The organism is Streptomyces sp. DH12 (assembly GCF_020873895.1).
In the GTDB taxonomy this organism is placed as follows: Bacteria; Actinomycetota; Actinomycetes; order Streptomycetales; family Streptomycetaceae; genus Streptomyces.
This window is the reverse complement of sequence record NZ_JAHWGT010000826.1, coordinates 1-480: the sequence shown is the minus strand read 5'-3', so window position 1 is coordinate 480 and position 480 is coordinate 1. Positions and strand designations below refer to the sequence as shown.

General features: G+C 75.8%; 1 pseudogene. It reads right to left on the bottom strand.

Annotated features, from left to right (window positions below):
• A pseudogene (locus tag LPA54_RS37285) lies at window positions 1–480 on the bottom strand (antitermination regulator); the annotation flags it as partial.

Below are 480 nucleotides of genomic sequence, written 5' to 3'. Positions count from 1 at the left end.
ACCAGCGCGGTCAGATGCATGCGCCGGGCGCGGAACGGCTCACCCGTGGCGTACACCCGCTCGATCCGCTGGAACAGCTCGCTCTCCCCGGCGGCCATCGGGTACGCCTCCAGCAGCAGGGCCCCGCCGACCATGCCGCGCGGCCGGCCCGCCGGGTCCAGGAAGCGGCTGTTGACGTGCTGGATGCGGAAGTCGAGCAGGTTCCCCGACTCGTCCAGGTGCGGCACCAGCACCAGGGCCGGGTCGTACAGCCCGTCGGCCAGGTCCATCAGCTCGGCCGCGTCCGGCAGCACCCGCTGCGGACGGGCGGGCCCGCCGGGCGCCGTGTACGTCTCCAAGGTGTGCGCGCACAGCTCGGCCAGCGCCTCCACCTGACGCACGATCTGCGGCGGCTGCGGGGGCAGCGGCGCCGGCCAGACGATCTCCAGCACGCCGTACACCCGCCCGCCGGTGCCGGCGGGCACGGCGGCCCGCCCGCCG